This window comes from Streptomyces sp. NPDC050704, from assembly GCF_040654355.1.
Classification (GTDB): Bacteria; Actinomycetota; Actinomycetes; order Streptomycetales; family Streptomycetaceae; genus Streptomyces.
Map to the genome: position 1 here is coordinate 40,544 of NZ_JBFAHW010000019.1, position 26,265 is coordinate 66,808.

Consider the following 26,265-nt stretch of genomic DNA (forward strand, 5'->3'; position numbering starts at 1 on the left):
GACGTACCGCACCACGCGTGCTGACCAGGACATCCTCCGGCCCGGCCACCGATACGGCACCGACTGTCAGTGGGCACGGCTAGCCTCTCTCACGTGCCAGCCCGTATCACTGATCCCGAGCAGCTCAAGGAGCTCCTCGGCATCCCGTTCACCCCGGAGCAGACGGCCTGCATCACCGCACCGCCCGCGCCGCAGGTGATCGTGGCCGGAGCGGGCTCCGGCAAGACCACCGTGATGGCGGCGCGCGTGGTGTGGCTGGTGGGCACCGGGCAGGTCGCGCCCGAGCAGGTCCTCGGCCTGACGTTCACCAACAAGGCGGCGGGCGAACTCGCCGAGCGGGTACGGAAGGCCCTGATCAGAGCCGGCGTCACCGACCCGGACGTCATCGACCCGGACAACCCGCCGGGCGAGCCGGTCATCTCCACGTACCACGCCTTCGCGGGCCGTCTGCTGACCGACCACGGGCTGCGCATCGGGCTCGAACCCACCGCGCGTCTGCTCGCCGACGCGACCCGCTACCAGCTCGCCGCGCGCGTCCTGCGCGAGGCACCCGGCCCCTACCCGGCGCTCACCCGCTCCTTCCCCGACCTGGTCAGCGACCTCCTCACCCTCGACTCCGAACTCGCCGAACACCTCGTACGCCCCGAGGAGCTGCGCGCGTACGACGCCACGCTGCTGCGTGATCTGGAGAGCGCCAAGCTCAGCAACGCCGACCTGCGCAAAGTCCCGGAGACGGCCGCCGCCCGGCGTGAACTGGCCGAGCTGGTGACCCGTTACAGAGCGGCCAAGCGCGAGCGCGACCTCCTCGACTTCGGCGACCAGATCGCCCTCTCGGCGACCCTCGCCCGCACCCGGCCCGAGGTCGGCGGCATCCTGCGCGACGAGTTCCGGGTGGTGCTGCTCGACGAGTACCAGGACACCTCGGTGGCCCAACGGATTCTCCTGGCGGGCCTGTTCGGCGGTGGTACGGGCCACCCGGTGACCGCCGTCGGCGACCCCTGCCAGGCGATCTACGGCTGGCGCGGCGCCTCCGTGGCCAACCTCGACGACTTCCCCGAGCACTTCGCCCACACCGACGGCCGCCCCGCGACCCGCCAGTCGCTCAGTGAGAACCGCCGCAGCGGCGGCCGCCTCCTCGACCTCGCCAACGGCCTCGCCGAGCCCCTGCGCGCCATGCACGCGGGCGTGGAGGCCCTGCGCCCGGCCCCCGGAGCCGAGCGTGACGGCATGGTGCGCTGCGCACTGCTGCGCACCCACGCCGAGGAGATGGCCTGGCTCGCCGACTCCATCGCCCATCTTGTACGCACCGGAAAGGCACCTGGAGAGATCGCCGTCCTGTGCCGCACCGCGACCGACTTCGCCCAGATTCAGGGCGCGCTCGTCGCCCGTGACATCCCCGTGGAGGTCGTCGGCCTCTCCGGGCTGCTGCACCTGCCCGAGGTCGCCGACCTGGTCGCCGTCTGCGAGGTCCTCCAGGACCCCGGAGCCAACGCCTCGCTGGTCCGCCTGCTCACCGGGCCGCGCTGGCGCATCGGCGCCCGGGACCTCGCCCTGCTGGGACGCCGCGCCCGGCTCCTCGTGTCGCACGCGCGCGTGGGGGCCGACGACGACCCGGACCGGCGGCTCGCCGCGGCCGTCGAGGGAGTCGACCCGGCCGAGGTGATCTCACTCGCCGACGCCCTCGACACGTTCCTGGAGACGCCCCTGGGAGGCGACGGGGACGACGACGGGCTGCCCTTCTCGACCGACGCGCGCGTACGGTTCGCGCGGCTCGCCACCGAACTGCGCGACCTGCGCCGCTCGCTCGCCGACCCCCTGATGGACGTCCTGCACCGGGTGCTCGCCACCACCGGCCTGGAGGTGGAGCTCTCCGCGTCCCCGCACGCCCTGGCCGCCCGCCGCCGCGAGACCCTCTCCAACTTCCTGGACATCGCCGCGTCCTTCGCCGCCAACGAAAACGAGGCCTCCCTCCTCGCCTTCCTCGGCTTCCTGCGCACCGCCGCCCAGTACGAGAAGGGCCTCGACAATGCCCTGCCCGGCGGCGAGAACACCGTCAAGGTGCTCACCGCGCACAAGTCCAAGGGCCTGGAGTGGGACGTCGTGGCGGTCCCCGGACTGGTCACCGGAACGTTCCCCAGCACCCAGGGCCGGGAGAAGTGGACATCCCAGGGCAAGGTCCTGCCGCACGAACTGCGCGGCGACGCCGACACGCTGCCCGACATCGACGCGTGGGACTCCCGGAGCATGAAGGCCTTCCACGAGGCCATGAAGGACCACCAGAGCACCGAGGAACTCCGCCTGGGCTACGTGACGTTCACCCGCCCACGCTCCCTGCTGCTCGGCTCCGGCCACTGGTGGGGCCCCTCCCAGAAGAAGCCCCGCGGCCCCTCCGACTTCCTGGACGCGCTGTACGAGCACTGCACGGCCGGGCACGGTGAGATCGAGGCCTGGGCGGACGAACCCGAGGAGAACGAGGAGAACCCGGCACTCCACGAGGCCGGCGGCGACCACGCCTGGCCGCTCCCGCTGGACGACACCGCGATGGCCCGCCGGCGGGCGGCCGCCCAGACGGTGCTCGCCCACCTGGAGTCCGGCCGGCTGGAGTCCGGCCACTCCCATGAGACGGCTCACCCCTCGGCCCACGACGCCCCGGGCCCGTACGACGATCCGGACTGGCCGCCTCCGCCCGAGGAGCCCGAGGACGACGAGCCCCCTTACGGGGAAGACGACTTCGCGGATGAGCCTCGGTACACCGACGAGCCCGCTTATGACGCGCTCCCCTACAAGGAGGCCGATTCCGAAGTCGCGCACTACGGAGAAGCCGATTCCGCGGACGCCGACCCGGGCGACTGGGAGTCATGGACACGGAACCGGCCGAAGGTCCCGCACCCCACCCCGGCCCCCGACGCCCGCCCGCACCCTCCAGAGACCACCCGCCTCACCCCCGAAGAAGCCCGCACCCTCGCCTCCTGGGACCGCGACCTCGACGCCCTCACCGGAGAACTCCTGCGCGCCCGGCAGAGCGTCACGGACGTCACCCTGCCCGCCTCCCTGACCGCGTCCCAGCTGCTGCGCCTGGCCGCCGACCCGGACGCCTTCGCACAGGAACTCGCCCGCCCCATGCCGCGCCCGCCCCAGCCGGCCGCCCGCCGCGGCACCCGCTTCCACGCCTGGGTCGAAGCCCGCTTCGAAGAACTGCGGCTGCCCATGCTGGAGCCCGAAGAACTACCCGGCAGCGAGGCTGAGATCGCCGACGAGCGCGACCTGGAAGCCCTCAAGGACGCCTTCGAACGCACCCCGTACGCCCACCGCACCCCGCACCGTGTCGAGGCCCCCTTCCAGCTCGCGATCGCCGGACGCGTCGTACGAGGCCGTATCGACGCCGTCTACAAAGAAGGCGACGGCGACGAAGCGACGTACGACATCGTCGACTGGAAGACCAACCGCACCCGCACCGCCGACCCCCTCCAGCTCGCCCTCTACCGACTCGCCTGGGCCGAGCAGCACGACGTACCGCTGGAATCCGTACAGGCCGCCTTCCTGTACGTGCGCAGCGGCGAGATCGACCGCCCCGAGAACCTGCCGGACCGGGCGGCACTGGAACGGCTCCTCCTGGAGGAAGCACCCGACGGGGCCCTCGAGGAACCGCCGGACCAGCACGCTCGCGTGGACGGATAGGCTCGTGGCCATGAGCACGACTCCGGACAGCGCCGTCCGCACGTACATCGAGCACCACCGTGCGGCCTTCCTCGACGACCTCGCCGAGTGGCTGCGCATCCCGTCCGTGTCGGCGCAGCCCGACCACGCGGCGGACGTACGGCGCAGCGCCGACTGGCTCGCCGCCAAACTCCTGGAGACCGGCTTCCCGACCACCGAGGTCTGGGCCACCCCCGGCGCCCCCGCGGTCTTCGCCGAGTGGCCCTCCGACGACCCGCAGGCACCCACGGTCCTCGTCTACGGACACCACGACGTACAGCCCGCCGCCCGCGAGGACGGCTGGGACACCGACCCCTTCGAACCCGTCGTCCAAGGAAACCGCCTCTACGCGCGCGGGGCCGCCGACGACAAGGGCCAGGTGTTCTTCCACACACTCGGAGTCCGCGCCCACCTCGCCGCCACCGGTCGCACCGCTCCCGCCGTCCATCTGAAGCTGCTCATCGAGGGCGAGGAGGAGTCCGGCTCCCCGCACTTCCGCGCCCTCCTCGAATCACGGCGGGAACGCCTTGCCGCCGATGCCGTGATCGTCTCCGACACCAGCATGTGGTCCGAGGACACCCCCACGGTGTGCACCGGCATGCGCGGCCTCGCCGAGTGCGAGATCACGCTGTACGGGCCCGACCAGGACATCCACTCCGGCGCCTTCGGCGGCGCCGTACCGAACCCCGCCACCGTGGCCGCCCGCCTCGTCGCCGCCCTGCACGACGAGCACGCGCGCGTGGCGATCCCCGGTTTCTACGAAGGCGTCGCCGAACTCGGTGACCGCGAGCGCGAACTCTTCGCCGAACTGCCCTTCGACGAGGAGCAGTGGCTGCGTACGGCCAGGTCGTCGGCCCTCTACGGAGAGGCCGGACGCACCACCCTGGAGCGCCTCTGGGCCCGCCCCACGGCCGAGGTCAACGGCATCGGCGGCGGCTACCAGGGCCCCGGCAGCAAGACGATCATCCCGTCCTCGGCGATGGTGAAGCTCTCCTTCCGGCTGGTCGACGGACAGGACCCCGACCGCATCGAGAAGGCCGTCCGCGTCTGGGCCGTCGAACAGCTACCCGCCGGAATCAGCCACGAGATCACCTTCAGCGCGGCCACCCGCCCGTGCCTGACGCCCCTCGACCACCCGGCCCTGCAGTCCGTCGTACGCGCCATGGGCCGCGCCTTCGAGCAGGAGATCCGCTTCACCCGCGTGGGCGGTTCGGGGCCCGCGGCCGACCTCCAGGAAGTCCTCGCCGCACCGGTGCTCTTCCTCGGCATCTCGGTCCCGTCCGACGGCTGGCACGCCCCCAACGAGAAGGTCGAGATCGACCTGCTCCTCAAGGGCGTCGAAACCACCGCTTACCTGTGGGGCGACCTGGCCCAGAACTGGCGAGATGCACACTGAAAAAGCCCCTCCGCACCCGCCCCGCCGCACATCCGGCTGAATCACCCGCCGAAATAACCGTTCCACCGGGGGAGTTGGAAGCACCCGTGACCACCTGGACCGACCACACCGCCGACCGTCCCATCTCGCTCACCGCCCCGAGCGGCATCGACCGGGCCGCCCACCACCGGCTCGACGAGGCCTGGCTCGCCGCGGCGTGGAGCCACCCCACCACCCGCGCCTTCGTGGTCTCCGGCGGCCAGGTCCTCATCGACGAGACGACGGACGGCACCACCGAACTCGTCATGACCCCGTCCTTCGAAGCCCCCCTCACCGAAGCACACCGCTACTTCCTGGGCACCGACGACGACGGCGTCAGCTACTTCGCACTCCAGAAGGACTCACTGCCCGGCCGCATGGACCAGTCCGCGCGGGCGGCGGGCCTGCGCGAAGCCGGTCTGCTCCTGTCGCCCCGCGACGCGGGCCTCATGGTGCACGCCGTCGCCCTGGAGAACTGGCAGCGCCTGCACCGCTTCTGCTCACGCTGCGGCGAACGCACCGTGATCGCCGCCGCCGGCCACATCCGCCGCTGCCCCGCCTGCGGCGCCGAGCACTACCCGCGCACCGACCCCGCCGTGATCATGGCAGTGACGGACGACGAGGACCGCATCCTGCTCGGCCGCCAGGTGCACTGGCCCGAAGGCCGCTTCTCGACCCTCGCGGGCTTCGTCGAACCCGGCGAGTCCATCGAGCAGTCGGTCCGCCGAGAAGTCTTCGAGGAAGTCGGCGTCACGGTCGGCGAGGTCGAATACGTCGCCAGCCAGCCCTGGCCCTTCCCCTCCAGCCTCATGCTCGGCTTCACGGCCCGTGCCACGTCGGCGGATATCACCGTCGACGGCGAGGAGATCGAGGAGGCGCGCTGGTTCTCCCGCGAAGACCTGCGGGCCGCCTTCGAGTGCGGGGAGGTCCTGCCTCCGTACGGCATCTCGATCGCGGCCCGCCTGATCGAACTCTGGTACGGCAAACCCCTGCCGACGCGGGGATCAGCCGTCTGAGGCACGAACCGCCTACACGCCGACTTTCTGCTTGACCTGCGCCAGCGAAGGGTTCGTCAGCGTCGACCCGTCCGGGAAGAGGACGGTGGGAACCGTCTGGTTTCCGCCGTTCGCCTTCTCCACGAACGCCGCCGACGCCGGGTCCTGCTCGATGTTGATCTCGGTGTACGCGATGCCCTCGCGGTCCATCTGGCTCTTCAGCCGACGGCAGTAGCCACACCACGTCGTGCTGTACATCGTCACAGTGCCCGGCATGTCTCTCGTGCTCCTTCGCTGCTGGGGGTGCGTCTTCGCAGTGGATGGAACGTACGCGACCGGGCCGCCATTCCCGGGCGCCTGCCGCATTAGTACGACTGCAAGCGCCTCCCTGTGGACAACCGGCACACCCGTCTCCGCCGACCTGGCAGCATGGCGGGGTGACAGCAGCAACGCATTCCACCCTCTTCCCGCAGGCCCCTGACACGGCCGACGCGGTACTTGAAGGGCTCGACCCCGAGCAGCGCGAGGTCGCCACCGCCCTGCACGGCCCGGTGTGCGTGCTGGCGGGAGCCGGTACGGGCAAGACCCGCGCCATCACCCACCGCATCGCCTACGGGGTGCGCGCCGGGATCCTCCAGCCCTCCAGCGTGCTCGCCGTCACCTTCACCAACCGCGCCGCCGGCGAGATGCGCGGCCGCCTCCGCCAGCTCGGCGCCTCCGGCGTCCAGGCCCGCACCTTCCACTCCGCCGCCCTGCGCCAGCTCCAGTACTTCTGGCCGAAAGCAGTCGGTGGCAGCCTCCCCCGAATCGTCGACCGCAAGATCCAGCTCGTCGCCGACGCCGCGGCCGCCTGCCGCGTCCGCCTCGACCGAGGCGAGCTGCGCGACGTCACCGCCGAGATCGAGTGGTCCAAGGTCACCCAGACCGTCCCCGCCGACTACGCGGCCGCCGCGGCCAAGGCCGGCCGCGAAGCCCCCCGCAACCGCGCCGAGATCGCCCAGCTCTACGCCGCGTACGAAGACCTCAAACGCGACCGCAGCGTCATCGACTTCGAAGACGTCCTGCTGCTCACCGTCGCCATCCTCCAGGACCAGCACGACATCGCCGAAGCGGTCCGCGCCCAGTACCAGCACTTCGTGGTCGACGAATACCAGGACGTCAGCCCCCTCCAGCAGCGCCTCCTCGAACTGTGGCTCGGCGAACGCAACAGCCTCTGCGTCGTCGGCGACGCCAGCCAGACGATCTACTCGTTCACCGGCGCGACCCCCGACCATCTCCTCGACTTCCGCACCCGCCACCCCGGAGCCACCGTCGTCAAACTGGTCCGCGACTACCGCTCCACCCCTCAGGTCGTCCACCTCGCCAACGGCCTCCTCTCCCAGGCCCGCGGCCGCGCCGCCGACCACCGCCTGGAGCTGATCTCCCAGCGCGCCCCGGGCCCCGAGCCCGCCTACGCCGAGTACACCGACGAGCCCGCCGAGGCCGAAGGCGCCGCCCGCCGCATCCGCGGCCTCATCGCCTCCGGCGTCCCCGCAGGCGAGATCGCGATCCTCTTCCGTACGAACTCGCAGTCCGAGATCTACGAACAAGCCCTCGCGGACGTCGGAGTGCCCTACCAACTGCGGGGAGCCGAACGCTTCTTCGACCGACCCGAAGTGAAGCGGGCCATCCACGCCCTGCGCGGGGCAGCCCGCTTCGGGGGCAACGACTCCCTCCTCGACGACGCCCCCGACCTGCCCTCGCAGGTGCGAGCCGTCCTGTCGGGAGACGGCTGGACCCATGAGCCTCCGGCGGGCTCCGGGGCCGTCAGAGAGCGCTGGGAGTCCCTCGCCGCCCTCGCGCACCTGGCCCAGGACTTCGCCACCGCCAAACCGGACGCCACCCTCGGTGACCTCGTGGCCGAGCTCGACGAACGCGCCGGCGCCCAGCACGCTCCGACCGTCCAAGGCGTCACTCTCGCCTCGCTCCACTCCGCCAAGGGCCTGGAGTGGGACGTCGTCTTCCTGGTCGGTGTCGCCGAAGGCATGATGCCGATCAGCTACGCGAAGACCGAGGAGCAGGTCGAGGAGGAGCGCCGCCTCCTCTACGTCGGTGTCACCCGGGCCAGAGAACACCTCTCCGTCTCCTGGGCACTGTCCCGCTCACCAGGCGGCCGCGCCAACCGGCGCCCCAGCCGCTTCCTCGACGGCCTGCGCCCCGGCTCCACCGCCACCGCGACCCGCGGCGGCGGGCCGGCCGGCCTCGGCGGCTCGAGCGGCGTCGAGCGCGGGACCGCGGGCAGCGTCGCCGGCGTCACACGAAGGGCCAACCGCACCCCGGCCCGCTGCCGCGTCTGCGGCCGCACTCTCAGCGACGCCGGCGAGATGAAACTGATGCGCTGCGAGGACTGCCCCTCCGACATGGACGAGGGCCTCTACGAGCGGTTGCGCGAGTGGCGAGCGGTCCAGGCGGAGCGCAGTGGGCAGCCGGATTTCTGTGTCTTCACGGACAAGACGCTGATGGCCATCGCCGAGACAGTGCCGTCCGGCCCGGCCGAGCTGGCCCGCATCCCCGGGGTCCGCGTACGCAAGCTCAACCGCTACGGAGCCGACGTGCTCGCCATCTGTGCAGGTCAGACGCTTGAGGAAGGCGAGGGTGAGGACTGATTCAAACTCGTCGAAAAAATAGTTTGCGCATGCCCCAGCAATCCCCATAGGTTCTAAACCACGGAAACGGCGGCCTTCTCCAAGGCACTGGTTCCGTGCTGTACTTAATAACCGACGGACCGGCTCGCCCGGTCCCAGAGACGCCGAGAGGAGGCGATTCCAGTGATCAGCATCATCAACAGCAGCTCCGTCATCACCGCCAAAATGACCGATCGCTCGGTCGTCTCCACGTGCCTGCTCGGCTTCTCGAACCTGGGCACCGGTCTGTCCGGCATTCCCGCCGTCCGGCCGGCGTCCTCCGTGTCTCTCGCGGTCCTTCCCGTCCGTGAGCGCAATGAGCGACCGATGAAGGCACTGGAAGCAGTAGAGGCACAGGCGCAGGCCTATGCCTTTGCGGCCGCCGGTGCCGGAGCCACCAAGCAGACGCATCACACGCTGTGGGCCTTCCGTGGGCCTGAACCCTGGAGTGATCCAGCCTGATCGACGATCAGGCCGGCGCCTTCAGGGCCGCGGAACCCCACCCGGGATCCGCGGCCCTTCTGTTTGTCCCCGACCGGGGACGGCGGAGCGAAGGGGCCTCGGGACAAGAAAAGAACCCGGTACCAGCCGCCAACCGGCCAACCGGCCGGCACGACCAGACGAGGAAAACCAACCGTGCAACTCGAAGCGCACGCCCCGTCCGTACCGCCTTCCGAAACGATCCCCCCGCCCGGCCTCACGGAGGACTCCACCTTGATCCCGCTCACTGCGCTCACCGCGCTCGACGACGCCATCGAGAACCTCGGCGTACCCGTTCCCTGCCGGTCCAACGACCCGGAGGTCTTCTTCGCCGAGTCGCCGGCCGATGTCGAGTACGCCAAGGCCCTCTGCCGCACCTGCCCGCTGATCGAGGCCTGCCTCGCCGGCGCCAAGGAGCGACGTGAGCCCTGGGGTGTCTGGGGCGGCGAGCTCTTCGTCCAGGGTGTCGTTGTCGCCCGGAAGCGGCCGCGTGGCCGCCCGCGCAAGAACCCGGTTGCGGCATGAACATCACAGGAACGATCGATCGCCCCCTGACGCACGACCCCAGGAAACAGGCCCCGATGAAGCCGACCACCAACGAGCCCAACGGCTCCGCAATCCCAGACTTCACCACCACCGGCGCGAGCGACTCGCGCCAGAACAGGACCCGAGAGATGCAACTCATCCCAGAAGCCCTGGCTCGTGCGCATATGCACGAGCGACTGCATGAGGCCGAGCAGGAACGCCGGGCGCAGCGCCTGATGGCGGCCCGCCGCATGCAGCGCCGCGCCGAGCGCGCGTCCCTGCGCGCCCGCCGCGCTCTGGCCATGGCAGTCATGCAGTAAAAGCCGTCCACGCAACGGCAGGCAACAGAAGCAACCGCTGTCGCGGGGGCCGGTCCGAACGGACCGGCCCCCGCGGTGCGTTGTGCCTAGATCTGCCGATTCCGAAGCTGTCGCCGTCGCGGGACGCGTCTCCCCGGGCCGCTCACCCTCAAAAACGGCACCCCGAACTCACGGACAACATCCCGAACTCACGCCTCAGCCGCCGAGTCCCCCTCCTCCAGCGTCGGCTCGTCCTCCGAGACGAATCCCGGCAGCCACTCCTCAAGTTCGTCCCGCAGTCGTACCGTCGCACCCAGCTGGCACAGCACACCGATCGTGCTCAGCGTCACCCGGTGGATGAGGAGGTAAGCCGGGGGCAGGTTGAGCTGCTTGCCGAGTTGGTGCGCGGGGGAGCGGGGGTCGGCCACTCGGGCCGCCTGGCTGCGCATCCAGCCTCGGCTGAAGGCGAACTCGTCGACCTGGGCCGGCTCGATGATGGGCAGCAGGTAGTCCAGGACCGCGTCCGGGTCGAGTTCTATGGACTCCTTGACGAAGCCCTCGTCGCGAAGCAGGTCGTAGACCGACTCGGCATCGCCGTCGAGGGTCATGCGCAGCGAGTCGCCGATCGTCGACGGCAGGCCGCCCGGGAGGCGGTCCACCGTGCCGAAGTCGAGGACGCCAAGCCGCCAGCCGCCCTCGCCGTCGGGGTCTTCGGGGTCGATGGGCAGGAGGCGGAAGTTGCCCGGATGCGGGTCGGCGTGCAGCAGGCCGGTGCGGGACGGGCCGGAGAAGAGGAAGCGGGCCAGGAGCTGGCCCGCCCGGTCCCGCTGCTCCTGGGTGCCGTCGGTGATCACCTCGGACAGGGGTATCCCGTCGATCCACTCCGTCACCAGCACCTGCTCGCACTGGTGGACCACGGCCGGCACCAGCACATCGGGGTCGTCCGCGAACTCGTCCGCGTGCGCTTGCTGAGCCTGTGCCTCCAGGGCGTAGTCGAGCTCTTCGGACACCCGGTCGCGCAGCTCCGCGATGAGCGGCTTGATGTCCATGCCGGGAATCAACGGGCCGAGCAGGCGGGCGAAACGGCTGAGCTGGTTCAGGTCGGACAGCAGTGCCTCGCCCGCCCCGGGATACTGCACCTTGACCGCGACTTCCCGGCCGTCGTGCCAGACCGCCCGGTGGACCTGTCCGATCGAGGCGGCCGCGGAGGGCTTGTCCTCGAATTCCAGGAACAGGTCGTGCCAGTCCTCGCCGAGCCGTTCGTCGAGCACGGAGTGCACCGTGCGCGTCGGCATCGGAGGGGCCGCCTCCTGGAGCTTCGTCAGCGCCGCTCGGTAGGGTCCGGCGACCTCCTCCGGCAGTGCCGACTCGAAGACGGACATGGCCTGCCCGAACTTCATCGCGCCGCCCTTGAGCTCACCGAGCACTTTGAACAACTGCTCTGCCGTGCGCTGTTGCAGCTCGCGGCCCACGAGCTCCGCGGACTTGCCGCCGATCCGTTTGCCGAGTCCCCAGGTCGCCCGCCCGGCGAAGCCGAGCGGTAGTGCGGCGAGCTTGGCGGTTCGGGTGACCGCCTTCCGGGGAAGATCAGACATGCGCCCTCCAAGTACCGGACAGCCGTGCCGCTTGCGGCTGTTGCCCGGACATTGTCTCGTGCGGCCCTTCGTCCTCCGAGGTCTGCTCCCCTTTAGCTCTCTCCGCGGTCCCGCAGGAGCATGCGGGATGCGGCCGGACCGGTCGAGCGTGCCAGACGAAACCGGGCACCGAGACCTCCCAGCGAGCCCCCGTACTCGACGGTAGCTCCCCGTCCAGGAAAGCGAGCGCGTGGCCCGCGGCCAGCCCGGCGACCGTGGCCGACAGTGTCAGGTCGCACGGTGGCACATGGCGGGCCTGTCCGGAGCGCCACTGGGCGAGCAGGCGCGGCCAGGTCGGGTCCCGCTCGGTGCGCCCGTGGTCCAGACAGCCCGCGCAGGCCGTGTCGCCGGGCAGCACCAGCGGGCCGACGACTCCGGTGCCTTCCACGACCCCGGCGTACAGATGGGCTGTTCCGGAGTCGATCAGCGTCTCGGCCTCCGCAGGGTCGGGTGCGTGGACAGCGAGGCCGTCCCGGGGCGCGATGATCACCAGGGAGAGACCAGGGTTCCCTTCCTCGTAAGCCGACCGGTCGCCGCCGCGCCGAGGCGGGCGGTCCGGCGCCGCCCGGCGCACCGCACGCCGTGCGGCCTCGTCCCGCCGCTCGCCGATGGATTCCACGGGCAGCCCGCCGGGTGCCACGTCCCACGGCTCGACGCAGCCGCCGTCCTGCACGTCGACCCGGCCCACGCCCGCGCCCGCCAGGGCCGCGGCCAGGACCACCCCCACCCGGCCCGCGCCCCGTACCTGCACCCGCAGTGAGCGGCGGGCCGCCAGTCGGCGCATGCCGTCGCCGGGTTCGGAGGCGACCAGGGAGAGCGAGGCGAGGTCGGGTCGCAGTCTGTCCAGGACCGCCGGTTTCCCGCGCAGGGCGTCGGCGGCCGGGCCGCCGCCCGTCGCGTCGTCCAGCAGACCCGCCCGGGCCAGCCGCTCCACGAGGCCGTCGACATGCCCGTCGGGCAGACCCATGCGGCGCCCCTCGTCGCGTAGGAGAGGAAGCCCGCGTGTTCCGTCGAGCAACGTCAGGAAACTGCCCGTTGCCGTGTCCATCGGGCCGAGCACCATCGCGTGTGCGGTTGCCATCCCGAACTGCACGGTGTTGAGATCCCGCCACCCGCGCCGCAGCGCGGGTTTCACCGTCGGATGCATGACTGTCCCCTGTACAACCCCGTTGTCGCCGGCGTGGCCGTCGTGCTCCGCCGGTCGAATGTCAGGATGCCCGCATTGCCCGTCGCGTGCCGAAAGTTATCCACAGGCGGTGGATATTCGTCGTACAAATCGAGCGCGTGGGGTGCGGTTCGGCATCGATGCGTCCCGGAGGCGGGACTTCCACCATGTGCAACGGGTAACGTCGGGGCGTGCCCGCCGACCCACTGCACCGCGCCGGAAACCCACAGCGCAGCACGACGAGCCAGCCGCCAAGCGGCTCGCGGGCGAGCGCGATCGAGGTCCGCAGGAGCGCGCGACGGCGCAGAACGGTCTCCGCGTACCGCGAAGGCGATCGCACCGTCGTGCTCATCCCCGCCCGGATGTCCGAGGCGGAGGAGCAGCGCTGGGTGAGCGTCATGCTCGACAAACTCGCTGCCCAGGAGAACAAGCGGTTTCTCGGTGACGCGGAGCTGGCCGAGCGCGCCGCCCGGCTCTCCGACCAGTACTTCGACGGCCGGGCCCGGCCGGCCTCCGTCCGCTGGGTCACCAATCAGAACACGCGCTGGGGCTCGTGCACCCCGGCCGAGGGCAGTATCCGCCTTTCGCACCGGTTGCAGGGCATGCCGGAATACGTCGTCGACTACGTCCTGGTCCATGAGCTCGCGCACCTGCTCGTGCCCGGCCACGGTCCCGACTTCTGGCGGCTCCTGGAGGCCTATCCGCGCACCGAGCGGGCCCGCGGCTACCTCGAAGGAGTGGTCGCCGCCGACCGGCTGCCCCACCTGCCGGCAACGCGCGGCGAGTGACGTCGATCTGACGCCGAGAGCCTGCGGAGATCCGGCCGGGATGGCAGGAAGCAGGGTTTCTGTACCGGGTCTGTACCGGCTTCGTCCGCGGCTGGATTTTGCCGTTAGCCTGACGCGACGCACTCGTATCGGGATGGGGGACGGTCGATTACGCATGGCCAGGGAATTCCAACGCGGCCACAAGGCCAAGATCAGTGACCTCACCGCGGGCACCGATTTGTACGTAGGTGTGCAGATCGCCGGCCCCGGATTGACCTTCGACATCAGCTGCTTCGGTCTGGACGCCGATGAACGGCTTTCGGACGACCGGTACTTCGTCTTCTTCAACCAGCCGAAGACTCCCGAAGAGTCCGTCCAGCTTCTCGGCGCGCAGGCGGGCGACTCGGAGTCCTTCCGCGTCACGCTGGACAAGATCCCGCCACAGATCCAGAAACTGTCGTTCACGGCGACGCTCGACGGTGCCGGACAGCTGTCGCAGATCGCCCCCGGCTACCTCCGTATCGTCGCGGGTGGCGAGGAGGTGGCCCGGTACTCCTTCAACGGCACCGAGTTCTCCACCGAACGCGCCGTGATGCTGGGCGACTTCTACCTGAAGGACGTGTGGCGCTTCGCCGCGGTCGGGCAGGGTTTCGACGGCGGACTCGACGCGCTGCTGAAGAACTTCGGCGGCGAGGTCGCCGAGGAGGAGCCCGCCGCCGCACCGCAGCCGCAGGCCGGCGCCCCGTCGTTCGCGCCGCCCGCCCAGGCCACCGCGCCGCCGGCCTTCGGGGCCCCGGCTGGCCCACCGGCACCGGCACCCGTGCCTCCGGCTCCCGCCCCGGCGCCGCAGCCCGCACAGGGTTTCGCGCCGCCTCCGGCAGCCACGCCACCCCCGGCGCCCGCGCCTCCGGTGCACGCCGCGCCGACCATCGTCGCGCCGATGACTCCGCCCGGCGGCGCTCCCGTACCGCCCCCGGCGCCCGCTCCCGCGCCCTACGGGCAGCCGGGCCAGCAGCCTCAGTACGGTCAGGCCCCTGGCCAGACCGCACCGCTGCCGCCCGGTTACGGACAGCCCCAGGCTCCTCAGGCGCCCGGCCCGCCGCCCGGCTACGGTCAGCCGACCCCGCCTCCGGGCTACGGTCAGCAGCCGCCGTTCGGACAGGCACCCGGGCAGCCCGGCGCGCCGGGAGCGCCCGCTTCGTACGGAGTGCCCCAGGGCGCTCCCCAGGGAGGCGCCGGTGTCGCCGCGGCGCTGCAGCCGTACAAGGAGGCGCCCACCGGGCAGCGTTGGACGCAGCAGAACAAGAAGATGGTCCGCGTCGACCTCGGCGCGGGCGGCGACCAGGCCGTACTGGCCCGTCAGGGCAGCATGGTGCTCTACCAGGGCAAGGTCGACTTCAGTTACAAGGGCGCCGGGTTCACCGGCCGGATCGTGGGCAACGCGACCGGCCAGGAAATGCAGTTGATGCGCTGTTCGGGCCGCGGCCAGGTGTTCCTCGCCGACAACTCGACCATGCTGCACCCCATCGAACTGCAGGGTGACGCCGTCTGCGTCTCCGCGGAGAACGTCCTCGCCTTCGACGAGACGCTCCAGTACGAGGTGCGCCGCATCGAAGGGCATGGCATCCCCGGGGGCGCACTTTTCACGATGCAGTTCCAGGGAACCGGCACGATCGTCGTCAAAACGCACGGCGTGCCCGTTGTGCTGCCCGTGACACCGACGACGTTCGCCGACTGCAACGCCGTCGTGGCGTGGTCCGCCGCGTCCCAGGTGATCGTCTCCAGCCAGGTACGGATGCGCCGGAACTCCTACGCCGGAGACACCGGGGAGAGCGTGAACCTCCAATTCCGTGGCGCGCCCGGCAATTTCATCGTCGTCCAGCCGTACGAGGTCTGAGGGAGCCCGTCCAATGAACCAGCAACTCGCGGGCTTCGCCCCGGCACCCGTTGCCGCGCGCATGGAGAACCACGGCAATCACATGCTCAAGGTCGCCATGCAGACCGGAAACGACCTCCTCGCGCGCGTGGGGTCGATGGTCGCCTACGAAGGCTTCGTCCAGTACGAGCCCAATCCGCCGGCCGTGCGCCAGATCGCGCGCGACTGGGCCACCGGTGAGGGCGCACCCCTGATGAAGTGCTCCGGAGACGGCCTGCTCTACCTCTCCGACTACGGCGCTAACGTCGTCGTCATCAACCTCAACGGCGACGCGATCTCCGTCAACGCCACCAACCTGCTCGCCTTCGACGCGCACCTGACGTGGGGCGTCGAACGCGTCAAGGGGCTGGCGAAGTTCGCCGGGCAGGGCCTGTGGAACACCAAGATCTCCGGACAGGGCTGGGTCGCGCTGACCTCCCGGGGCAAGCCCATCGTCGTCGACTGCGGCGGCGGCGAGGACGAGACGTACGTCGACCCGGACGCGCTGGTCGCCTGGTCCCCGAACCTGAAGGTGAAGGGCAAGCGCAGCTTCAAGGCGCAGTCGCTGATCGGGCGGGGCAGCGGCGAGGCCTTCCAGATGGCCTTCTCCGGACAGGGCATCGTCGTCGTCCAGCCCAGCGAGGACAGCACAGACCGCCTCCGGGCGCGGGGCTGAGGGGGAGGACACACATCATGCAGAGCCCGCTTTTCGCCTACAACGACCAGCAGACCCAGGAGCGCTACAGCCTGCAGAACAAGCAGATGCTGCGCGTCGTCCTGGAGGGCCACGACGACCTGCTCGCCCGCAAGGGCACCATGGTCGCCTACCAGGGTCTTGTGGAGTTCGACGCCGAGTACCAGAACTCCGGTCAGCAGCAGTCGCGCGCGCACACCGGGGAGGGCCTCGACCTGATGCGCTGCCACGGGCAGGGCACGGTCTACCTGGCCAACCTCGCCCAGCACGTCCATGTGGTGGACGTGGACCAGGACGGCCTCACCGTGGACAGCAGTTACGTCCTGGCCATGGACTCCGCCCTGCACCACGAGGTGATCGCCGTGGACAGCCAGTACGGCATCTCCGGCTCCGGCAAGTACCAGCTCAACATCACCGGGCGCGGCAAGGTCGCCCTGATGACCTCGGGCATGCCCCTGATGATGCAGGTCACGCCGGACCGGTACGTGAACTGCGACGCCGACGCGATCGTCGCCTGGTCCACGAGTCTGCGCGTACAGATGCAGGCCCAGACGCACTCCTCCGGAGTGTTCAGGCGCCGCGGCAACACCGGTGAGGGCTGGGAGCTCAGCTTCATGGGCCAGGGCTACGCGCTCGTCCAGCCCAGCGAGCTGCTGCCGCCGCAGAACGCCGTGATCGGCCAGGGCGTACGCGCCCAGTACGGCATGGGACAGCAGGGCGCCCACGCCCAGAACCAGGGCAACGCCTGGAGCTAGGCGCTCCGCGGGAAGGGCGGCTCGACAGCTGCGAGCCGTCCGTGACCGGTCGCGCAGTTCGGCGGCGCCCCTGTCAGGGCGCGTGTGTAAGGGGCGGTCGCTACTGCGACCGCCCCTTACCGTTCGTCAGAGCCGCGCGCGCGTCGCCTCCAGCAGACGTACGACCGACTCGTCGGCCACGCCCGCCACCTCCTCGTACGCGAACCACCGCAGGTCGAGGGACTCCTCACTGATCTCCTGGACCGCCCCGGGCGGCGCCAGGACCGCGTACTGGACGTCGAAGTGGCAGTGGCACGGCGGCGGGATCGGATGCCGGTCGAGCCGGACGGGCCCACCCGGGATCAGCGTCAGCCCCTGCTGGATGCCCGACTCCTCCATGGCCTCACGCAGGGCCGCGCCCTCCAGGTCGGTGTCCTCCGGCTCGCAGTGACCACCCATTTGGAGCCACATCCGCAGCTTCTTGTGAAGCGTCAGAAGTACGCGGCCCTGCTCGGGGTCGATCACCAGGGCACTCGCCGTGATGTGCCCGGCCGTGCAGGCCTTCCACATCCCGTCCGGATGCGCCTCCAGATGGTCCAGATACGCCTGGCGCAGCTCCTCCTGGTCCTCGTAGCCCTTCAGGACCAGGACGGCGTCGTCGTACAGGCTCACCGGTCGTCGTCGCCCTTGTCTTCCCCGGTCTGCTTGTCCTCGTCCTTCGTCAGGTTCGGCTTCTCGGAGGAGCCGTCCGCCGCCTCGCCGAGCATCTTGTCGAGCTCGGAGAAGTCCAGCTGCTCGCGATGCACGAAGCCGTCCGGATCGTCCAGGTCGGAGGCGGTCGGCAGCATGTCCGGGTGCGCCCACAGGCCGTCGCGGCCGTCGACGCCGCGCGCGTCCGTGAGGGAGGCCCACAGGCGCGAGGCGTCCCGCAGCCGGCGCGGGCGCAGCTCAAGGCCGATCAGCGTGGCGAAGGTCTGCTCGGCGGGGCCGCCGGTCGCACGGCGGCGGCGCAGCGTCTCCCGCAGGGCGTCCGCGGACGACAGACGCGGCTTGGCGGCCGCGTGCACGACGGCGTCCACCCAGCCCTCGACGAGCGCGAGCGCCGTCTCCAGACGGGCCAGAGCGGCCTTCTGCTCCGGCGTGTCCTCCGGCTGGAACATGCCCTGCTGGAGTGCCTGCTGCAGCTCCTCCGGATTCTGCGGGTCGAACTGGCCGACCACGTCCTCCAGCTTCGCCGTGTCGACCTTGATCCCGCGCGCGTACCCCTCGACCGCACCGAACAGATGCGAGCGCAGCCACGGCACATGGGCGAAAAGTCGCTGGTGGGCGGCCTCGCGCAGGGCGAGATAGAGCCGGACCTCGTCCTGGGGGACGCTCAGGTCCTTGCCGAACGACTCGATGTTCAGCGGCAGCAGCGCGGCCCGGCCGGCCGGGCCGAGCGGCAGGCCGACGTCGGTCGAACCGACGACCTCGCCCGCGAGCACGCCGACGGCCTGCCCGATCTGTGTGCCGAACATGGCGCCGCCCATGGAGCGCATCATCCCCAGGAGCGGGCCCGCCATGGCCTGCATCTCCTCGGGCAGGACATCGCCCATGGCCGCGCCGACCCGCTCGGCTACCGGGTCGACGAGCTCCTTCCACACCGGCAGGGTCGCCTCGACCCACTCCGCGCGGCTCCACGCCACCGCGGATCCGGCGCCGGACGGCAGGGACGTCGCGTCGTCGAGCCACAGGTCGGCCAGCCGCACCGCCTCCTCGACCGCCGTACGCTCGGCCGGGCCGATGCTCGCGTCCTTCGTGCCGTCCGGGGTGCCCTGGGAGACGGTCTGGCGTGCGATCTGCTTGGCCATGTCCCAGTTCACCGGACCGCCCTCGTACGAGAGCATCTGGCCCAGCTGCTGGAACGCGGCGCCCAGGTCGTTGGGGTTCAGGGAACCGAACATGGCAGCGAGCGGATTGTCGCCCCCCGGGCCTCCCAGTCCTCCGGGCCCGAAACCGAACGGGTTGTCAGGTCCCTGACCACCGCCGCTCTCCTGGTCCTTCTTCTTGCCCTCGTCGCCGTTCTCCGGCTCCTCCGGCGGAAGGCCGAATCCGAATGGGGTGTCACTCACGGGATTCCTCGGCTGTTAAGGCCGCCGGTTTCGTGCCGACGGCGGCTGCCCTACATCACCACCCAGCGTAGACACCACAGCCGGTTCGGGCCTCGGTGCTTCGCCGACTCTTGGGCTGCGGCAGGATGGATGCCACCTGGTACGTACGCGTCACGCGCGTTCTTACTGAAGACAACCGCTGGAGACGCCCGGTGAGTTCCCCAGATCCGCAGGTTCGCGCAGCGCGAAACCCGTCAGCCCACCCGTCGCCCGACGATCGCCCCTCAACGGCGGCGCAGCGCGCCGGCGAGTCGTCCGCCGCGCGCGGCCCCGTCGTCGCGGTCACCGGCGCCGCGGCCGGCATCGGCGCGCTGCTCATCGAGCGGCTCGCCGCCAGCGACGAGGTCAAGCAGGTCATCGCCATCGACGAGCGGCGCGGCGAGTGCGCGGCCGCCCAGTGGCACATCCTGGACGTCCGGGACCCGGCGATCGCCGAGAAGCTGCGCGGCGCCGACGTCGTGGTGCATCTGGCGCTCGACCTGGACCTGGAGACCGACGCGGCCGCGCGTACCGCGTACAACGTGCGGGGCACCCAGACCGTGCTCACCGCCGCGGCCGCGGCCGGCGTCCACCGCGTGGTGCTGTGCACCTCGACGATGGTCTACGGAGCGCTGCCCGACAACGAACTGCCCCTCTCCGAAGACGCCGAACTGCGGGCCACCGCGGAGGCCACGGGCGTCGGGGACCTTCTGGAGGTCGAGCGGCTCGCCCGGCGGGGGCCGCGGGCGCATCCCGGGCTCAACGTCACCGTCGTACGGCCCGCCATCCTCGTCGGGGGCACCGACACGGCCCTCACCAGGTACTTCGAGTCGCCCCGGCTGCTCGTCGTCGCCGGGTCACGGCCCGCCTGGCAGTTCTGCCATGTCGAGGACCTGTGCAGCGCTCTGGAGTACGCCGTCCTCGAAAAGGTCGACGGGGAGCTGGCCGTCGGCTGTGACGGGTGGCTGGAGCAGGAGGAGGTCGAGGAGCTCAGCGGGATCCGCCGGATGGAGCTGCCGTCGGCCGTCGCCCTGGGTGCCGCTGCCCGGCTTCACCGGATCGGGCTCACGCCGTCGCCGGCCGGGGATCTCGCGTACACGATGTACCCCTGGGTGGTCAGCGGGAGCCGGCTGCACGATGCCGGGTGGCGGCCGCAGTGGACCAATGAGGAGGTTCTCGCCGAGCTGCTGGAGGAGGTGGCGGGGCGGCATACCGTTGTCGGGCGGCGGCTCGGGCGGAAGGATGCGACCGCCGCCGGTGCCGCGGGGGCGACGGTTGCTCTGTTGGGTACGGCTGCGTTGGTGCGGCGTGCGCGGAAGGCCCGTCGGCGGATCTGAAGGAGACCCGAGTGGGGGTCGGCCTCCAGGGTTTTCGCCCTCGCCGCCCCTACCCGTCCCATCCCTGGGGGCTGCGCCCCAGACCCCCGCTTGTCGGCCTGGACGGCCTCGTCCTCAAACGCCGGACGGGCTGGAGGGCCGGACTGGGATGAAACGGCGTTTCGCGGTGTCAGTGGGGTGGGGCACGATGGGGTCATGGCATCCATGAACGACCATCCCGGTGAGCAGGCGGCGCAGGACCCCATCAAGCTTCTGGCGATCCGGGAAACGGCGCTTTCTTTGGACGAGGTCTTCCGGGCCGTCGGGGACGATGCCTCCGGTGGGACCGCGCTCTTCGTGGGGACCGTGCGCAATCACGACGGGGGAGCGGACGTCGACGAGCTCGGGTACTCGTGCCATCCCAGCGCCGAGGCGGAGATGCGGCGGATCGCCGAGAAGGTCGCCGCCGAGTACCCGGTACGGGCCCTGGCCGCCGTCCACCGAATCGGTGACCTGCGGGTGGGTGATCTCGCGGTGGTCGTCGCCGTCTCCTGCCCGCACCGCGGAGAGGCCTTCGAGGCCTGCCGCAAGCTGATCGACGACCTGAAGCACGAGGTCCCGATCTGGAAGCACCAGAAATTCTCCGACGGTACGGAGGAATGGGTGGGCGCATGCTGAGCGGCCGTTGTTCCGGTTGCGGAACTCGGTCCCTGCCGTGAGCGTTGGCCATGTGGACGGTTAATCTGCTGATCAGTCAGTTGCGGTCGCACAATGGGGTCGGGAGGTCGACATGGCGGCGCTCGCCTGGTTGCTGATTCCGCTTTTCGCTGCGATCGGTGCCGGACTGTGGGGCAGTTGGGTCGGCCGGAACCGCAAGACCATCGGAGACGGCACCGAGCTCGCGGGCTACACACGCTTCCGCGAAGCCATGGAGAAGTCCGAGGCAGCGGAGACGGCGGAGAAGACGGCGAAGGCACACACGGACGTCTGAGCGGGCCCGCGGGCCCCGGACGGACGGCCCCGACAGACCGCTGACAGGGTGGTCCCGTACTGTCGTTCCATGCCACGCCGCACCGCGACGATGCTCGCCTCCACCCTGATGCTGATCGCGCTCCTGTGCGCGGGAGTCTTCATCAAAGTGCCGTATTCGGAGATGTCACCGGGCCCCACGGTGAACACGCTCGGCGATCACGACGGCGAGCCGGTGCTCCAGATCTCCGGCCGCAAGACGTACCCGGCGTCCGGGAACCTCAACATGACGACGGTCCGGGTCACGAGCGCCGACTACAAGATGAACCTCGTCGAGGCCGTGTACGGCTGGCTGGCGCACGACAACAAGGTGGTCCCGCACGACACGCTCTACCCCGACGGCAAGACGGAGGAGCAGTCGACGCAGGAGAACGCCGAGGAGTTCAGCCAGTCCCAGGAGAGCGCCAAGGTCGCGGCCCTCAAGGAGCTGGACATCCCCGTGAAGTCCTGGGTGATCGTCCAGACGGTGGTCAAGGACTCCCCGGCCGAGGGCAGGCTGCACGCCGGCGACGTCATCAAGGCCGTGGACGGTACGACGGTCAAGGCGCCCGGCGACGTCGCCGAGCTGGTCACCAAGCACAAGCCCGGCGAGAAGGTCGACTTCACGATCGTGCCCGCCAAGGAGCAGGCGGCCGCCGAGAAGGAGAAAAGGACGCCGACGGTCACCGAGGACATCACGCTCACCACCGAGAAGTCCGACGACGACGGCAAGGAGCGGGCGATCGTCGGAATCTCGGCCGGAACCGACCACACCTTCCCGTTCACCATCGACATCAAGCTCGCCGACGTCGGCGGCCCCAGCGCCGGCCTGATGTTCTCCCTCGGCATCGTCGACAAGCTGACCTCCGGAGACCTCACCGGCGGCAAGTTCGTGGCCGGCACCGGCACCATCGACGACGACGGCAAGGTCGGCCCGATCGGCGGCATCGAGATGAAGACGGTCGGCGCCCGCGACAAGGGCGCCCAGTACTTCCTGACACCCAAGGACAACTGCGCGGCCGCCGCCCGCGACGTCCCCGAGGGACTCACACTCGTCAAGGTCGACACGATCGACGACGCGATGAGCGCCCTCAAGGACATCCGCGGCGGCGACACGGCGGACCTGCCGAAGTGCACCACCGGCTGAGGCCCACCAGGAGCAGGCGGCGCACCGGCCGCGGAGGACTACTCCGCGAACGTCGCCCCCAGCGCCTCCGCGAGCCCGGGCACCAGGTCGGACCCGGTGAGCACCTCGGTCGCCGAGTCCTTCTCACGCAGCCGCAGCGCCGACTCACGCTTCCCGCCGCGCAGCACGCCCACGGTCATCCGGACCTCCTGACGCTCCGGATGTTCGGCGACCCACTTGGCCAGCCGCTTCTCGTCGAGACCCGCCGGTACGGAGGCCTCCGCGGACGGCGGCAGCATCAGCCGCTCCACGGACATGGCGCAGCCGACCACCGCGTCCGGCCAGGCGATGGTGCCGAGAAACTCGTCCAGCGGGCTGCCGGCAGGGAGTTCATCCTGTTCGATGGGGGTGAGGGTGCCTTCGGGGGCGTCTTCCGTCAGACCGAGGCGCTGGGCGAGCCCCGGCTCCTGGGAACGCAGCTGAACGGTGTCGACCAGCGCGAAAAGCCGGGCGGGCTGATCCCAGCCGAGCCCCGAAACGTACTCGTCGATCTCGAGGACGGCACGGGTCAGTGGCTCGGCCGCCATGGGGGTGCCTGAGGAGGCGGTGTTGGACATGGTCACAATCCTGCCTCGTTCGGCCCCCGAAGCGGGAACCGAGTAAAGCATCAGTAAGTTGCATAGTTGGGGCCCGGCACTCGCAGAGCCCCGAAATACCAACAGCGAACTTCGAGGTGCGCACCTTGGCTTTCCAGATGCCGGACCGCGGCGGAGGCCCGACGGGGCCACGGATCAGAGTGGGCCGACCGTCCCGGCGCGTCCGGACCCTGCTCATGACACTGGGCGTACTGGCCGTGCTGGCCATGGCCTTCGTCATGTTCGCGGGGTTCTGGACGGACTGGCTCTGGTATCGGTCCGTCAACTATTCGTCCGTCTTCACGACCACCCTGTGGACCAAGATCGGCCTGTTCTTCGTCTTCGGACTGCTGATGGCCACGGCCGTCGGAGTGAACATCTGGCTGGCCCACCGGTTGCGGCCGCCCCTGAGCGCCATGTCGATGGAGCAGCAGAGTCTCGACCGCTACCGGATGGGCGTGGCCCCGTACAAGACGTGGATCCTCCTGGGGATCACGTCTCTGGTCGGGCTGATCGCGGGTGCCTCCGCGGCGGGCCAGTGGCGTACGTGGCTCATGTGGGTGAACGGCGTGCCCTTCAACCAGAAGGACCCGCAGTTTCACCTCGACGTGTCCTTCTACGCCTTCGACCTGCCCTGGTACCGCTTCCTGCTGGGCTTCGGCTTCGCGGCCGCGATCCTCTCCGTGATCGCCGCCGCGCTGACCCACTACCTGTACGGCGGACTGCGGATCACCAGCCCCGGCGCCCGCGCCACGGCCGCCGCCACCGGGCATCTCTCGGTGCTCCTTGGCATCTTCGTCGCACTGAAGGCGGTCGCGTACTGGCTCGACCGGTACGGACTCGCGGTGAAGTCCAGCGACTTCAAGGCGACGGGCAACTGGACGGGCCTCAGGTACGTCGACGCGAACGCGTATCTGCCCGCCAAGACGATCCTGTTCTGCATCGCGGTCATCTGCGCCCTGCTGTTCTTCGCCACCCTGTGGCGGCGGACCTGGCAGCTGCCCGTCATCGGCTTCGGCCTGATGGTGCTCTCGGCGATCCTGATCGGCGGTCTGTACCCGGCGATCGTCCAGAAGTTCCAGGTCCAGCCGAACGAGCAGGCCAAGGAAGCGCCGTACGTCGAGAAGAACCTCAAGGCGACCCGCGACGCGTACGGCATCAACGGCACCCAGGTCACCGAGTACCCGGGCACCAGCACCACCACGGACAAGACGAAGCTGCGCGACGACGCCGACGGTGCCGCGAGCATCCGGCTCCTGGACCCGAACGTGGTGTCGCCGACGTTCCAGCAGCTCCAGCAGGTGCGTAACTACTACGCCTTCCCGTCGAACCTGGACGTCGACCGCTACACCAAGGACGGCAAGGACCAGGACACGGTCATCGGTCTGCGCGAGCTGAACCTCCAGGGCATTCCGAAGAACAACTGGATCAACGACCACTTCCGGTACACCCACGGGTTCGGAGCGGTCGCGGCCAAGGGCACCAACGCCGACGCCGAGGGCCGCCCGGAGTTCACCGAGTACGACCTGCCGTCCAAGGGCGAGCTCGGGGACTACGAGCAGCGGATCTACTACGGCGAGAAGACCAGCCAGTACTCGATCGTCGGCGGCCCGCAGAAGGAGATCGACTACTCCGACGACACCGGCGAGAAGACGACCAGCTACAAGGGCAAGAGCGGGGTCAACCTCTCGAACCCGGTCAACAGGGCTGCCTACGCGGTCGCGCTGAGCGAGCCGCAGATCCTGTACTCGGGCGCCATCGGCGAGGGTTCGCGGATCCTCTACAACCGCACTCCCAAGGAGCGCGTCGAGGCGGTCGCCCCGTGGCTGACCATCGACGGTGACGCCTATCCGGCGATCGTCGACGGGAAGATCGAGTGGATCGTCGACGCGTACACGACGACCAACGGTTATCCGTACGCCTCTCGCACCACCCTCGGCGACACGACGGCCGACTCGCTGACCGCCGCCAACAACCAGCGTGCGGTGGTGGCCCAGCAGAACCAGGTCAACTACATCCGCAACTCGGTGAAGGCGACCGTCGACGCGTACACCGGCAAGGTGACGCTCTACGAGTGGGACACCAAGGACCCGGTCCTGAAGACCTGGAAGAAGGCCTTCCCCGGGACGGTGAAGGCGAAGGGTGACATCCCGCAGGCCCTCATGGACCATCTGCGGTACCCGCAGGACCTGTTCAAGGTCCAGCGCGAGCTGCTGACCCGGTACCACGTGAAGGACGCGGAGACGTTCCTCAGTGGCAGCGAGGTGTGGCAGGTCCCGGACGACCCGACCAACAAGTCGGGCAACGCGGTGCCGCCGTACTACCTGAGCATGAAGCTGCCGGGCGAGAAGGCCCAGGAGTTCTCGCTGACGACGACGCTCACGCCGAACGGGCGGGACAACCTGAGCGCCTTCATGTCGGTCAACGCCGAAGCGAACACGAGCGAGTACGGCAAGATCAGCATCCTCAAACTGCCCACCGGCAGAACGGTCGACGGGCCTAAACGGGTGCAGAGCCAGTTCAACTCCGAACCATCCATCGCCGAGTCGATCAGGCTGCTGAGAGGTGGTGACTCGGAAGTCGAGTACGGCAACCTGCTGACGGTGCCGCTCGACGGAGGCCTGCTCTACGTGGAGCCCGTCTACGTACGCGGTGGTGGACTCAAGTACCCGCTGCTGCGGAAGGTGTTGGTGACCTACGGAGGCGCCACGGCCTTCGAGGACACCTTGGACCAGGCGCTCAACAAGATCTTCGGAGCCGATGGAGCGACCGAGGAGCCACCGCCACCGGACGAGGGCGAGGGGACCAAGCCACCGCCGACGTCCGACAACCCGACGGTCCAGGCAGCGCTCGACGACGCCCAGAAGGCCTTCGACCAAGGCCAGGAAGCCCTCAAGAAGGGCGACTGGGAGGCGTACGGCAAGGCGCAGAAGGATCTTGAGGACGCGCTGAAGCGGGCGGAGGACGCGCAGGCCACGCCCACCCCGGGTGGCAGCGGTGACGGCGACAACAGTGAGGAGAGTGGCGGCGGGAGCGCCGGCAGCGGCTAGTCAGGAGGCCACCCCGCGCC

General features: G+C 70.0%; 22 protein-coding genes. 16 read left to right on the forward strand and 6 right to left on the reverse strand.

Annotation, left to right across the window (positions count from 1 at the left end):
- Nucleotides 1-93 precede the first annotated feature (93 nt).
- The 3 genes from AB0I18_RS13530 (at nucleotide 94) to nudC (ending at nucleotide 6,126) form a co-directional block, all read left to right on the forward strand.
- On the forward strand, nucleotides 94-3,678 hold the full coding sequence (locus tag AB0I18_RS13530) for an ATP-dependent DNA helicase (protein ID WP_363105594.1): 3,585 nt from the start codon (nucleotides 94-96) through the stop codon (nucleotides 3,676-3,678).
- Between the two features lie 10 nt (nucleotides 3,679-3,688).
- On the forward strand, nucleotides 3,689-5,092 hold the full coding sequence (locus AB0I18_RS13535; protein ID WP_363105595.1) for a dipeptidase: 1,404 nt from the start codon (nucleotides 3,689-3,691) through the stop codon (nucleotides 5,090-5,092).
- A gap of 86 nt (nucleotides 5,093-5,178) precedes the next feature.
- The gene (nudC, locus tag AB0I18_RS13540; protein WP_363105596.1) at nucleotides 5,179-6,126 is read left to right on the forward strand and encodes an NAD(+) diphosphatase; all 948 of its coding nucleotides are present in this window, start codon (nucleotides 5,179-5,181) and stop codon (nucleotides 6,124-6,126) included.
- A 12-nt stretch (nucleotides 6,127-6,138) separates the two neighbouring features.
- Here nudC and AB0I18_RS13545 read toward each other — a convergent pair whose 3' ends face one another.
- Complete coding sequence (locus AB0I18_RS13545) at nucleotides 6,139-6,381, reverse strand: mycoredoxin (RefSeq protein ID WP_363105597.1); 243 nt, start codon at nucleotides 6,379-6,381, stop codon at nucleotides 6,139-6,141.
- 44 nt (nucleotides 6,382-6,425) lie between these two features.
- Here AB0I18_RS13545 and AB0I18_RS13550 point away from each other — a divergent pair, with 44 nt between their 5' ends.
- From AB0I18_RS13550 to AB0I18_RS13565, 4 genes are all read left to right on the forward strand, one after another.
- Nucleotides 6,426-8,750: an ATP-dependent DNA helicase UvrD2 gene (locus tag AB0I18_RS13550; protein WP_363105598.1), complete on the forward strand. Its 2,325-nt coding sequence runs from the start codon at nucleotides 6,426-6,428 to the stop codon at nucleotides 8,748-8,750.
- 162 nt (nucleotides 8,751-8,912) lie between these two features.
- Nucleotides 8,913-9,230 carry a hypothetical protein gene (locus tag AB0I18_RS13555; protein ID WP_363105599.1) on the forward strand — a complete coding sequence of 106 codons (318 nt, stop codon included), beginning with the start codon at nucleotides 8,913-8,915 and terminating at the stop codon, nucleotides 9,228-9,230.
- A 174-nt stretch (nucleotides 9,231-9,404) separates the two neighbouring features.
- On the forward strand, nucleotides 9,405-9,773 hold the full coding sequence (locus AB0I18_RS13560; protein WP_363105600.1) for a WhiB family transcriptional regulator: 369 nt from the start codon (nucleotides 9,405-9,407) through the stop codon (nucleotides 9,771-9,773).
- Nucleotides 9,770-10,093, forward strand: coding sequence for a hypothetical protein (locus AB0I18_RS13565; RefSeq protein ID WP_363105601.1), 324 nt, complete (start codon nucleotides 9,770-9,772; stop codon nucleotides 10,091-10,093). The genes AB0I18_RS13560 and AB0I18_RS13565 overlap by 4 nt, the downstream gene beginning before the upstream one ends.
- A gap of 188 nt (nucleotides 10,094-10,281) precedes the next feature.
- On the opposite strand, the gene AB0I18_RS13570 is transcribed toward AB0I18_RS13565, so the two are convergent.
- On the reverse strand, nucleotides 10,282-11,667 hold the full coding sequence (locus AB0I18_RS13570) for an AarF/ABC1/UbiB kinase family protein (protein ID WP_363105602.1): 1,386 nt from the start codon (nucleotides 11,665-11,667) through the stop codon (nucleotides 10,282-10,284).
- Complete coding sequence (locus AB0I18_RS13575) at nucleotides 11,660-12,853, reverse strand: TOMM precursor leader peptide-binding protein (protein ID WP_363105603.1); 1,194 nt, start codon at nucleotides 12,851-12,853, stop codon at nucleotides 11,660-11,662. Before AB0I18_RS13575 ends, AB0I18_RS13570 begins: the two co-directional genes overlap by 8 nt.
- 209 nt (nucleotides 12,854-13,062) lie before the next feature.
- Between AB0I18_RS13575 and AB0I18_RS13580 the strand changes: the two genes are divergently transcribed.
- The 4 genes from AB0I18_RS13580 to AB0I18_RS13595 all read left to right on the forward strand — a co-directional run bounded on the left by AB0I18_RS13580 (nucleotide 13,063) and on the right by AB0I18_RS13595 (nucleotide 17,002).
- Nucleotides 13,063-13,659: a M48 family metallopeptidase gene (locus tag AB0I18_RS13580; protein WP_363105604.1), complete on the forward strand. Its 597-nt coding sequence runs from the start codon at nucleotides 13,063-13,065 to the stop codon at nucleotides 13,657-13,659.
- A 154-nt stretch (nucleotides 13,660-13,813) separates the two neighbouring features.
- Complete coding sequence (locus AB0I18_RS13585; RefSeq protein ID WP_363105605.1) at nucleotides 13,814-15,535, forward strand: TerD family protein; 1,722 nt, start codon at nucleotides 13,814-13,816, stop codon at nucleotides 15,533-15,535.
- A gap of 13 nt (nucleotides 15,536-15,548) precedes the next feature.
- Nucleotides 15,549-16,229 (forward strand): AIM24 family protein, encoded by a 681-nt coding sequence (locus AB0I18_RS13590; RefSeq protein ID WP_363105606.1) that lies wholly within the window; start codon nucleotides 15,549-15,551, stop codon nucleotides 16,227-16,229.
- Between the two features lie 17 nt (nucleotides 16,230-16,246).
- Nucleotides 16,247-17,002 (forward strand): AIM24 family protein, encoded by a 756-nt coding sequence (locus AB0I18_RS13595; RefSeq protein ID WP_363105607.1) that lies wholly within the window; start codon nucleotides 16,247-16,249, stop codon nucleotides 17,000-17,002.
- 126 nt (nucleotides 17,003-17,128) lie between these two features.
- Here the strand turns inward: AB0I18_RS13595 and AB0I18_RS13600 are convergent, their stop codons facing one another.
- Nucleotides 17,129-17,653, reverse strand: a complete 525-nt coding sequence (locus AB0I18_RS13600; RefSeq protein WP_363105608.1) for an NUDIX hydrolase — start codon at nucleotides 17,651-17,653, stop codon at nucleotides 17,129-17,131.
- Nucleotides 17,650-19,092 (reverse strand): zinc-dependent metalloprotease, encoded by a 1,443-nt coding sequence (locus AB0I18_RS13605; RefSeq protein ID WP_363105609.1) that lies wholly within the window; start codon nucleotides 19,090-19,092, stop codon nucleotides 17,650-17,652. The genes AB0I18_RS13600 and AB0I18_RS13605 overlap by 4 nt, the downstream gene beginning before the upstream one ends.
- A gap of 191 nt (nucleotides 19,093-19,283) precedes the next feature.
- Between AB0I18_RS13605 and AB0I18_RS13610 the strand changes: the two genes are divergently transcribed.
- The 4 genes from AB0I18_RS13610 to AB0I18_RS13625 all read left to right on the forward strand — a co-directional run bounded on the left by AB0I18_RS13610 (nucleotide 19,284) and on the right by AB0I18_RS13625 (nucleotide 22,581).
- Nucleotides 19,284-20,447 carry an SDR family oxidoreductase gene (locus tag AB0I18_RS13610; protein WP_363105610.1) on the forward strand — a complete coding sequence of 388 codons (1,164 nt, stop codon included), beginning with the start codon at nucleotides 19,284-19,286 and terminating at the stop codon, nucleotides 20,445-20,447.
- Nucleotides 20,448-20,642: 195 nt separating this feature from the next.
- On the forward strand, nucleotides 20,643-21,104 hold the full coding sequence (locus AB0I18_RS13615) for a molybdenum cofactor biosynthesis protein MoaE (RefSeq protein ID WP_363105611.1): 462 nt from the start codon (nucleotides 20,643-20,645) through the stop codon (nucleotides 21,102-21,104).
- Between the two features lie 112 nt (nucleotides 21,105-21,216).
- Complete coding sequence (locus AB0I18_RS13620) at nucleotides 21,217-21,417, forward strand: hypothetical protein (protein ID WP_363105612.1); 201 nt, start codon at nucleotides 21,217-21,219, stop codon at nucleotides 21,415-21,417.
- Nucleotides 21,418-21,486: 69 nt separating this feature from the next.
- Nucleotides 21,487-22,581 carry a PDZ domain-containing protein gene (locus AB0I18_RS13625; protein ID WP_363105613.1) on the forward strand — a complete coding sequence of 365 codons (1,095 nt, stop codon included), beginning with the start codon at nucleotides 21,487-21,489 and terminating at the stop codon, nucleotides 22,579-22,581.
- A gap of 38 nt (nucleotides 22,582-22,619) precedes the next feature.
- Here the strand turns inward: AB0I18_RS13625 and AB0I18_RS13630 are convergent, their stop codons facing one another.
- Entirely contained in the window at nucleotides 22,620-23,177 is a 558-nt protein-coding gene (locus AB0I18_RS13630) for a PPA1309 family protein (RefSeq protein ID WP_363105614.1), read from the reverse strand.
- 137 nt (nucleotides 23,178-23,314) lie between these two features.
- Between AB0I18_RS13630 and AB0I18_RS13635 the strand changes: the two genes are divergently transcribed.
- Complete coding sequence (locus AB0I18_RS13635) at nucleotides 23,315-26,245, forward strand: UPF0182 family protein (protein WP_363105672.1); 2,931 nt, start codon at nucleotides 23,315-23,317, stop codon at nucleotides 26,243-26,245.
- Nucleotides 26,246-26,265: the final 20 nt, after the last annotated feature.

Coding starts and splice junctions, on each gene's coding strand:
- AB0I18_RS13615 (WP_363105611.1), top strand. CDS start 20,643: ATGGCATCCATGAACGACCATCCCGGTGAGCAGGCGGCGCAGGACCCC.
- AB0I18_RS13585 (WP_363105605.1), top strand. CDS start 13,814: ATGGCCAGGGAATTCCAACGCGGCCACAAGGCCAAGATCAGTGACCTC.
- AB0I18_RS13635 (WP_363105672.1), top strand. CDS start 23,315: ATGCCGGACCGCGGCGGAGGCCCGACGGGGCCACGGATCAGAGTGGGC.
- AB0I18_RS13545 (WP_363105597.1), bottom strand. CDS start 6,381: ATGCCGGGCACTGTGACGATGTACAGCACGACGTGGTGTGGCTACTGC.
- AB0I18_RS13565 (WP_363105601.1), top strand. CDS start 9,770: ATGAACATCACAGGAACGATCGATCGCCCCCTGACGCACGACCCCAGG.
- AB0I18_RS13535 (WP_363105595.1), top strand. CDS start 3,689: ATGAGCACGACTCCGGACAGCGCCGTCCGCACGTACATCGAGCACCAC.
- AB0I18_RS13570 (WP_363105602.1), bottom strand. CDS start 11,667: ATGTCTGATCTTCCCCGGAAGGCGGTCACCCGAACCGCCAAGCTCGCC.
- AB0I18_RS13590 (WP_363105606.1), top strand. CDS start 15,549: ATGAACCAGCAACTCGCGGGCTTCGCCCCGGCACCCGTTGCCGCGCGC.
- AB0I18_RS13630 (WP_363105614.1), bottom strand. CDS start 23,177: ATGTCCAACACCGCCTCCTCAGGCACCCCCATGGCGGCCGAGCCACTG.
- AB0I18_RS13625 (WP_363105613.1), top strand. CDS start 21,487: ATGCCACGCCGCACCGCGACGATGCTCGCCTCCACCCTGATGCTGATC.
- AB0I18_RS13620 (WP_363105612.1), top strand. CDS start 21,217: ATGGCGGCGCTCGCCTGGTTGCTGATTCCGCTTTTCGCTGCGATCGGT.
- AB0I18_RS13550 (WP_363105598.1), top strand. CDS start 6,426: ATGGAACGTACGCGACCGGGCCGCCATTCCCGGGCGCCTGCCGCATTA.
- AB0I18_RS13575 (WP_363105603.1), bottom strand. CDS start 12,853: ATGCATCCGACGGTGAAACCCGCGCTGCGGCGCGGGTGGCGGGATCTC.
- AB0I18_RS13595 (WP_363105607.1), top strand. CDS start 16,247: ATGCAGAGCCCGCTTTTCGCCTACAACGACCAGCAGACCCAGGAGCGC.